The sequence below is a fragment of the Phenylobacterium sp. genome (genome assembly GCF_037968635.1).
GTDB lineage: Bacteria > Pseudomonadota > Alphaproteobacteria > Caulobacterales > Caulobacteraceae > Phenylobacterium.
This window is the reverse complement of sequence record NZ_JBBKVV010000179.1, coordinates 1-9,001: the sequence shown is the minus strand read 5'-3', so window position 1 is coordinate 9,001 and position 9,001 is coordinate 1. Positions and strand designations below refer to the sequence as shown.

6 protein-coding genes are annotated in these 9,001 nt (G+C 67.0%); 4 read left to right on the top strand and 2 right to left on the bottom strand.

Translation table 11 applies throughout. The features are described from left to right. The first annotated feature begins 146 nt into the window (after positions 1-146). From AAC997_RS19345 to AAC997_RS19335, 3 genes are all read left to right on the top strand, one after another. A complete protein-coding gene (locus tag AAC997_RS19345) occupies positions 147-1,883 on the top strand; it encodes a hydantoinase B/oxoprolinase family protein (RefSeq protein ID WP_340647341.1) in 1,737 nt (578 codons plus the stop codon). Between the two features lie 29 nt (positions 1,884-1,912). After that, the gene (locus AAC997_RS19340) at positions 1,913-2,554 is read left to right on the top strand and encodes a hypothetical protein (RefSeq protein WP_340647340.1); all 642 of its coding nucleotides are present in this window, start codon (positions 1,913-1,915) and stop codon (positions 2,552-2,554) included. 382 nt (positions 2,555-2,936) lie between these two features. Then, positions 2,937-5,846 carry a TonB-dependent receptor gene (locus tag AAC997_RS19335; protein ID WP_340647339.1) on the top strand — a complete coding sequence of 970 codons (2,910 nt, stop codon included), beginning with the start codon at positions 2,937-2,939 and terminating at the stop codon, positions 5,844-5,846. Positions 5,847-6,009: 163 nt separating this feature from the next. Here AAC997_RS19335 and AAC997_RS19330 read toward each other — a convergent pair whose 3' ends face one another. Further along, positions 6,010-6,429, bottom strand: coding sequence for a GNAT family N-acetyltransferase (locus tag AAC997_RS19330; protein ID WP_340647338.1), 420 nt, complete (start codon positions 6,427-6,429; stop codon positions 6,010-6,012). A gap of 185 nt (positions 6,430-6,614) precedes the next feature. Between AAC997_RS19330 and AAC997_RS19325 the strand changes: the two genes are divergently transcribed. Beyond that, entirely contained in the window at positions 6,615-7,571 is a 957-nt protein-coding gene (locus AAC997_RS19325) for a cation diffusion facilitator family transporter (protein ID WP_340647337.1), read from the top strand. On the opposite strand, the gene AAC997_RS19320 is transcribed toward AAC997_RS19325, so the two are convergent. After that, positions 7,537-8,757, bottom strand: coding sequence for a glutamate carboxypeptidase (locus tag AAC997_RS19320; protein ID WP_340647336.1), 1,221 nt, complete (start codon positions 8,755-8,757; stop codon positions 7,537-7,539). The genes AAC997_RS19325 and AAC997_RS19320 overlap by 35 nt on opposite strands. Positions 8,758-9,001 lie beyond the last annotated feature (244 nt).

Here is a 9,001-nt window from a genome sequence, read left to right as displayed (position 1 = left end):
CGGGTGGCATTTTGAGTTGTCTCCCTCCCCTTCATGGGGAGGGTGGACGAAGCGAAGCTTCGGACGGGTGGGGAACACCGCCAATCTCCCCCACCCCGATCGCTTCGCGATCTGCCCCTCGCCATGAAGGGGAGGGAGAAATCCGGATGTTCGCCCACGGTGAAACCGCCGTCGCCCCCATCGTCGCCGCCGACACCCTGACCACTCTCGACGGTCCGGCACTGATCGTCCGCCCCGACACTCAGGTCGCCCTGCCCGTCGGCTGGCGCGCCACCGCCGAGCAGGACGGCTTGATCCGCCTGACCCGCGCCGGCGCCGTCCAGGCCCGCGCCATCGCCCTGGATCGTCCCGACCCCATCACGCTCGAGCTGTTCAACCGCCGCTTCATGGGAGTCGCCGAGGCCATGGGCGCGGCCCTGGAGCGCACCGCCCACTCGGTGAACATCAAGGAGCGGCTGGATTTCTCCTGCGCCCTCTTCGACGCCGACGGCGGCCTGGTGGCCAACGCCCCGCACATGCCCGTCCACCTAGGCTCCATGGGGGCCAGCGTCCGCGCGGTCCGCGACCGCCATCCCACGCTGAAACCCGGCGACGCCTTCGCCCTGAACAACCCCTATGCGGGCGGCACCCACCTGCCCGACATCACCGTGGTCATGCCGGTGTTCATGCCGGGAGCCGAGACCGCCGCCTTCTACGTCGCTGCCCGGGGCCATCATGCCGATGTCGGCGGCGTACAGCCCGGCTCCATGCCGCCCTTCTCCAAGTCCATCGACCAGGAGGGCGTGATGCTGGACGCCATCCCCATCATGCGCGGTGGCGATTTCCTGGAGGCCGACACCCGCGCGGCGCTCGCGACCGGACGCTGGCCATCGCGTGCCCCCGACCGCAACATCGCCGACCTCAAGGCCCAGATCGCCGCCTGCCAGGCGGGCGCCGCGGCCGTCTCCGGCATGATCGAGGGCTTCGGCGGCCAGGTGGTGGCCGCCTACATGACCTTCGTGCAGCAGAACGCCACGGCCAGCGTCCGCCGCGCCATCGGCAGGCTGTCGAACGGCGAGGCCCGCGTGCCCATGGACGGCGGCGGCCATATCGTCGTGGTCACGACGGTGGACGCCCTGGCCGGCGAGGCGACCCTGGATTTCCGCCAATCCGCCGACCAACTGCCGTCGAACTTCAACGCCCCCTCGGCCATCGTCGATGCGGCGGCCCTCTATGTGTTCCGCACCCTGGTGGACGACGACATCCCGCTCAATTCCGGCTGCCTCGCGCCACTCAACATCCTGACCCGGCCAGGCTCCATGCTGGCCCCCGCCCCGCCCGCCGCCGTGGTGGCCGGCAATGTCGAGACCAGCCAGCACGTGGTCGACGCCCTCTATGAGGCGCTCGGCGTCATGGCCAACGCCCAGGGCTCGATGAACAACTTCACCTTCGGCGACGAAACCCGCCAGTACTACGAGACCCTCTGCGGCGGAGCCGGCGCCACCCCGACCGCCGACGGCGCCAGCGCGGTTCACACCCACATGACCAACTCCCGCCTCACCGACCCGGAGATCCTGGAGCGCCGCTTCCCCGTCCGTGTCGAGACCTACGCCATCCGGCGAGGCTCGGGCGGCGAGGGCGCACGCAGGGGCGGCGACGGGGCGGTGCGCCGGGTCCGTTTTCTGGCGCCCATGGAGGCCGCCCTGCTCTCCACCCGCCGCGCCCACGCCCCACAGGGGATCGCCGGTGGCGGCCCCGCCCTGATGGGCGAGCAGCGCTTGATCGGCGCCGATGGCGCGGTAAAGGAACTTCCCGGCTGCTTCTCAGTTACAGTGCAGCTTGGCGACGTGATCGAGATCAAAACCCCCGGAGGCGGAGGATTCGGATCGCGCCCCGCCTCCTGATCGACACAGTTTCAAGGTTCCAAGGCTCTATGTCCGCACTCATCGCCGCCCTCGCCCTGTTCGCCGCCGCCGAGCCCGCCACAGGCTCCGCCCCCGCCGAATTGACCCTCAACGAGGACATGCCCTATCCGGCCGGCGCGCCGCGCGACGACTATGGCTTGGTGGGCTGGTGCTACGGGGTCTTGCGCGGCTATGTCGACCTGCACGACCAGATGATGCCGGACGTCACCGCGATCGAGAAATCGCCGCCGTTCAATCCCGACACCACCCTGGCCCAGAAGCTCGCGGCCTATGAGACCATCCAGGTCCGCGCCAAGCAGGACATGAAGCTGTTCGCCAGCGCCATGGAGGCCGCCGAACGCGCGAGTCTGAAGCCCATCAACACCATCGGCGCCGCCGCCGTGAAAAAGGGCCACAACGCCTGGGCCGCGGCCGCCAGCATGCCCCGGCGCCAGGTCGCCCAGAACTGGATGGGCTGGACCCTGCCGGTCCGCTGCGCGCCCACCGCTCGCGCCCTGGAAGAGCGCGCCAAGCTGATGGGCAAGACCTTCCAGGTGAACACCGATCCCGCCGAACTCGAGCGCGCGCCTGCGCCCGAGGCCCTCCCTGCCGAGGTCGCCCCCGTCGAGCCCGCCCCGGAAACCTCCGGCGCCGTGGACCCGACTCGCTGAGCCGACGCCTCACCATTTTCTGACGTTTCAAGCGAACCGCCCCGGCTGTCGGACCGACTCCGGGGCGGTTTTGCGTCTGCCTGTTGCGGAAAAACGACAGCTAGGCCTTTCGGCCCCTACGTCAACTTTTTACCGACCGACCGGACTGTTTTAAAACACCTTTTCCGAATTCTATTCGAAGTTTGGGTATGCTTTTGACGTAACGTCAAAAAAATAACACCCATATTCAACTAGTATTGACGCCAATGTCAGGGATAGTTGGCATAGCCGCTAACCCTGACAGAAAAGAGACTTGAGTTTCACGGTCATTGCCGATCTTACCCCCACGCGATCTGTCATCGTCAGGATGGATAACGCAGTTATATTGAAACAGGGGAAACGCGTGCTTAACACCAGATACCTTGCAGGGGCCTCGTCTATCGCGCTGGCCACCCTCATCTCCCTTTCCGCCGGCCAGGCCCTCGCCCAGGACGTCGAAGTCTCCGAAGTCGTGGTCACCGGCTCCTTCATCGCCGGCTCCCCGGAAGACGCCGCCCTGCCGGTGAACGTCATCAGCTCCGATGAAATGCAGAAGCAGGGCGCGCCCTCGACGGTCGACCTGATCAAGTCCATCCCCGCGGTCAGCGGCGCGATCGGCGAATCCAACCAGTTCGGCGCCGGCCAGACGACCGGCTCGGGCAACATCAACCTGCGCGGCCTCGGCGCCACGCGCACCCTGGTGCTGTTCAACGGCCGCCGCATGGCGGTTTCCCCCGGCGGCACCTCGGTCGACACCAACCTGATCCCGTCGGCCGCCATCGGCCGCCTTGAAGTCTTGAAGGATGGCGCGGCGGCCACCTATGGCTCCGACGCCATTGGCGGCGTGGTCAACTTCATCACCCGCACCAACCTCGACGGCTTCGAAGTGCGCGGCGACTACTCCTATATCGACGGCTCCGACGGCAACGACTACGGCACGTCAGTCGCCTACGGCTGGCGCGGCGATCGCGGCAACATCCTGCTGACCGCCGGCTACCGTCACCGCTCGGAACTCAACAGCCGCGAGCGCGACTACACCCAGCGCTCCATCACCGAGAACCCGCAGGGCGGCTGGTCCAGCTTCGGCAACCCGGGCCTGTACCTGTCCAGCTCCAACGGCGGCGCCAGCTACACCAACCCCTATGTCGACCCGGCGTGTAACGCGATCTCCGGCCCCGGCACGGCGGCAAGCTGCAGCTTCAACTACATCGGCTTCGACAACCTGTCGGAACGTGAAGAGCACTATCAGCTCTACGGCGAAGCCAATTTCGACGTGACCGACACCACCACCTTCCACGTGGAAGCCCTCTATGCCGGCCACGACGTGCCGGAAGAGAACTCCTCGCCCTCCTATCCGCCGAACAACTTCCCGACCTCGGCCCTGACCACCAAGGCCCAGGGCAACGGCTTCTATATCCCGTCGTCCAATCCCGGCCTGCAGGCCCTGATCGCCCAGGGGCGCGCGCCGGCCTCGGCCGCCACCTCGGGTCTGTTCACCTCCATCGCCTGGCGTCCGATCGGCGTCGGCGGCAACGGCCTCTACGAGTACGAAGGCAAGGAAGATAAGCGCAAGTTCACCGCCTATCGTGTCTCGGCCGGCCTGAAGGGCAAGTTCGAGAACGGGATCGGCTGGGACACCGGCCTGACCTACATGGAAGACTGGAGCGAAATCGCCACTCCGGACATCCTGATCTCTCGCCTCCAGCTCGCCCTGCGCGGCCTGGGCGGCGCGGGCTGCAACCCCTCCACCGGCGTCGCCGGCGTCGGCGCCTGCTCCTACTTCAATCCGTTCTCCAGCGGCACGGCCGGAAACGTCAACGACGGCCGCACCAACCCCAACTACGTGGCCGGGACCGCCAACTCCCAGGCGATGCTGGACTACCTGTTCGAGGACTACTCCTACGAGACCCGCACCAAGCTGTTCGCGGCGGACCTGGTCTTCAACGGCGAACTGCCCATCGACTTCGGCGCCGGCGCCCTGGCCTGGGCCGCGGGCACGCAGTACCGCTGGAGCAGCATCGAGCGTCAGACCAGCGACTACACCAACATCGCCGTCACCCCCTGCACCGACTCCCCGGTGAACGCCGCGGCCACCTGCGCCAACAAGTACGGCGGCTTCTCCTTCTTCGGTCCGCTGACCGACTACGACCTGGACTACGGGGTCATCGCGGCCTTCGGCGAATTGCAGGTGCCGATCTTCGACAGCCTGACCGCCACCCTGGCCGTGCGTTACGAGGACTACGGCGGAAACATCGGCGCCACCACCAACCCCAAGGTCGCCGTCAAGTGGCAGGCCACCGACTGGCTGGCCTTCCGGGCCTCGGCCGGCTCGACCTTCCGCGCCCCGCCGCAGACCCAGATCGCGCCGTCGGTCACCACCTCGCTGGCCTACACCACCGCGGCGGCCGGCTACCGGGCCTACGACGTCTACGGCAACCCGAACCTGGCGCCGGAAACGGCCGACACGCTGAACGTCGGCGCCATCCTGGAGCTCGGCGACTTCAGCGCCACCCTCGACTACTGGTCCTTCGACTTCGAAGGCCCGATCGACAATGAGAGCGGCTCGGGCATCATCAACGCCCTGTTCCCGAACGGCGCCTCGACCACCCTTCCGAACAATTGCCTGGTGGCCTCCTATGCCGGCCTGCGCAACCGGATCACCTTCAACGACATCAACTCCGACGGAACCCCCGATTGCCTGCCTTCGGCGATCAACCGGACCCGTCTGAACGTCGTCAACGGCCCGGACCTCAAGACCAGCGGCCTCGACTTCGCGGCCAACTACAAGGCCCGCGACGTGCTGGCCGGCGGCGACCTCTCCTTCGGCGTGGATCTGACCTACGTGCTCAAGTACGAGGTCGCCCCCACGGTCATCGAGGGCGTCACCGTCAAGCCGGCCCGCGACTATGCCGGGACCATGGACTACCTCGGCTACGGCTCGCAGCCGCGTTGGAAGGCCACGCTCTTCGGCGAATACACCAACGGCGACCACAACCTGCGTTGGACCCTGCGCTACGTGGACGGGATGATCGACACCCGCGTCGGCACCTCGACCTTCACGGCCGCCAGTCCGCTGGGCCAGAAGATCGACGCCTTCATCACCAACGACCTCAGCTATCGCGTCTTCCTGCCCTGGGAGACCACGCTGACGGCCTCGGTGATCAACGTCTTCGACGCCGACCCGTCCTTCGCGCGGCTGGACCTCAGCTACGACCCCTTCACCGCCAATCCGCTCGGCCGCTACTTCAAGCTGGGCGTGACCAAAAAGTTCTAGAGGTTCTTCCCCCTCGAGGACTTGACTCAGGGGCGGCTCCCTGGAGCGCGACAGCCAGAAGCGGATACCGGTTCTGGCGCCCGTCGCGCTTCAAACTAAAATTCACAGAGCGTGATCGGAAGCGATCACGCTCTGTGGGGGGCCGCCCCCTTTTTATGCGCGATTACAGATCCTTGCGCAGAAACCAGCGCGGGAACATCGGCGCCGGCCCGTCGATCTGGCCGAACACCTCAAACCCCAGCCGCTCATAGAAGGCCCGCGCCTGGAAGGCGTAGGTGTCGAGCCACATATTGTGACAGCTGCGGGCTGCCGCCTCGGCTTCCGCCTGGGCCATCAGCTGCGTCCCCAGCCCTTCGCCGCGCGCCCCTTCGGGCGTCACCACCAGGCCGATATAAAACGAGCCCCACAGCGACAGCGCCCAGAGCCCGCCCAGCACCTCTTCGCTGTCGGGTTCTGTGATGGTCAAAGCGAACGGCTGCCCTTGCGCGTCGCCCACGGTCTTCTGGTTGAAGGCCAGCAGAGGCGCCCAGATGGACATGTAGGCGTCGTCGGGGCGCGCGGCCCCGCGGATGATCAGAGTCATGTCTTCGTCTTTCAGATGATGCGCGCACAAGCGCTCAGGCGCGGCGCAAAGGGCCACGCGGTCAGGTCGAACGTCAGGTGGCGCGGTCAGACCGCGACGAAACCGATCATCATGGGGCCAGGCTAGCCAAGCCTGTGCGCCCTGGCGACAGACGTTTTCCTGACTGCCGCGTTCTAGGCCGAACCATGGCCCATTCCCGCACCGTCATCTTCGCGGCCCTCGCCGGCAACAGCGCCATCGCCGTGACCAAGTTCGCCGCCGCATTCTTCACCGGCTCCAGCGCCATGATGAGCGAGGCGATCCACTCCGTCGTCGACACCGGCAATCAGTTGCTGCTGCTCAACGGCCTGCGCCGCGCCGCCAAGCCGCCCACCGAGCGTCACCCCCTGGGCTATGGCCTGCAGCTCTATTTCTACACCTTTGTCGTCGCGGTGCTGATCTTCGGGGTCGGCGCCGTGGTCTCGGTGCTGCACGGCGTGGAGCGAATTCGCCACCCCGAGCCCATCGAGAACGCCTGGATCAACTACCTGGTCCTCGGCCTGGGCATCCTCTTCGAGGGCGCGGTCTGGCTCGTGGCGCTGAAGGCCTTCAACCAGGAGCGCGCCGGCCGTGGCTGGCTGGCGGCCGTGAGGTCCAGCAAGGACCCGACCGTCTTCACCGTGCTGTTCGAGGACACCGCCGCCCTTCTGGGCCTGATGGTGGCCATGCTCGGGGTGTTTCTCTCACAGACCTTGAACATGCCGGTGCTGGACGGCGCCGCCTCGGTGGGCGTCGGACTGATCCTCGGCGTCACCGCCTTCTTCCTGGCCGCCGAAAGTCAGAGCCTGCTCACCGGCGAAGCCGCCGCGCCGCACACCCGCGCCGAGATCAAGGCCATCGCCGGCGCCCAGCCCGGCGTCACACAGATCAACGAGCTGCTGACCATGCACTTCGGGCCCCGCGAAATCCTGGTGGCGCTGTCCCTCGACTTCGATGACCTCATGCCCGCCGGGGAGGTGGAGCGCACGGTCAACCGCATCGAGAGCGCCATCAAGGCGGCCCATCCCGACGTCACCCGGATCTTCATCGAGGCCCAGAGCTTCGAGGCGCACTGGGGCGAAAGCGCGCCTATTTCGTCGGCGGGTTCGCGCTCAGATCCATGATCAGCTTGGTCAGCAGATAGAGCCGGGGCGTCACCGACTTCAGGTCCATGAACTCCTTCTCAGAGTGGAACCCGCCGCCCACGGGACCCAGCCCGTCCAGGGCCGGCGTGCCCGCCTCATAGGCCAGGGCTGACTGCGACGCCCCGCCGTTGCCGCCGGTCCCGAGCTTCAATCCCAGGCCCGCATAGATCGCCTGGGCGCGCACCGCCAGCGCGTCCGTCGCCGGATTGTTGGCCAGTGGCGGGAAGGAATTCTCGCGGGTGATGGTCACCACCGTCTCGGGCACAACGGTCTTGGCGGCGCTGGCCTTCAGGGTCGCCTCGACCTTGTCGAAGTCGCTCTTCTGACGCGCCCGGATGTTGATCTGCGCCCGCGCATCCTCCGGGATGATGTTGTAGCGAGAGCCGGCGTTAATGATCGTCAGGTTCACCGTCAGCCCGTCGCCGGAATGGGGGAAGGTCTCCACCGTCGCCAGCTGGTTCACCAGCTCGACGGCGGCGTTGCGGCCGTCCTGCGGCGCGACGCCGGCGTGGGCCGCGCGGCCCTTCACATCGATGTTCATGGTCGAGGACCCCTTGCGCCACACCGTGATCACGTCGGGCGCGTCGCCAGGCTCCAGGTTCAGCTCCACGTCATGGGCGCGCACCAGCCTGTCGATCAGGGCGCGGGTCCCGGGCGAACCCCGCTCCTCGCTGGTCTCGATCAGGAAGGTGATCTTCTCGAAATCCTTGAAGCCCAGGTCGTGCAGGATCTGCAGCGCATAGACCCCCTCGACCACCCCACCCTTCTCATCGGCGACGCCGGGGCCCCGGGCATGGTCGCCCTCGACCGAATAGGACCACTTGGCCACCGTGCCCGGCCCGAACACCGTGTCGATGTGGCCGATCATCAGGATCCTGGCCTTGCCGGTCCCGGTGAGCGTCGCCACCGTGTTCTCCGGCAGGCCTGGGATCTCGGCGGGTACGCTCTCGATGGTCATGCCCAGCGCCTTCAGCCGGGGGATCAGCACGGCGGCCACCTTGCGCCCGCCTTCGATATCGCCGGTGCCGCTATCGATGTTCACCACCTGCTTGAGCAGGTCGAGCTGCCCCTCGCGCGCCGCCTGCGCGGCCGCCCACACCTTGGCGTCTTTGCCCGCCGCCAGGGCCGGTCCGGCGCCAACCAGCAGAGCGGCCACAGCCGCCATCGCAACCCTCGTCGTGCGCATTTGATAACTCCCCAAACTCAAGGCGCGGAGTTTGGCGCTCACACCCGCACGATCAAGCCCGGATGACAAATTCGGCGAAACCATCACGCGGGGTGCTAGACTGACCCACCATGGAAACGCCGCACCTGATCTACTTCGCCGACGCCATGTGCTCGTGGTGCTACGGCTTCTCACCGGTGATCGCCGACATCCGCAAGACCTTCGGCCGCGCCCTGCCGATCCA

Bases quoted from the DNA above. Each gene is read 5' to 3' on its own strand.
- AAC997_RS19345 (WP_340647341.1), top strand. From the start codon at position 147: ATGTTCGCCCACGGTGAAACCGCCGTCGCCCCCATCGTCGCCGCCGAC.
- AAC997_RS19340 (WP_340647340.1), top strand. From the start codon at position 1,913: ATGTCCGCACTCATCGCCGCCCTCGCCCTGTTCGCCGCCGCCGAGCCC.
- AAC997_RS19330 (WP_340647338.1), bottom strand. From the start codon at position 6,429: ATGACTCTGATCATCCGCGGGGCCGCGCGCCCCGACGACGCCTACATG.
- AAC997_RS19325 (WP_340647337.1), top strand. From the start codon at position 6,615: ATGGCCCATTCCCGCACCGTCATCTTCGCGGCCCTCGCCGGCAACAGC.
- AAC997_RS19320 (WP_340647336.1), bottom strand. From the start codon at position 8,757: ATGGCGGCTGTGGCCGCTCTGCTGGTTGGCGCCGGACCGGCCCTGGCG.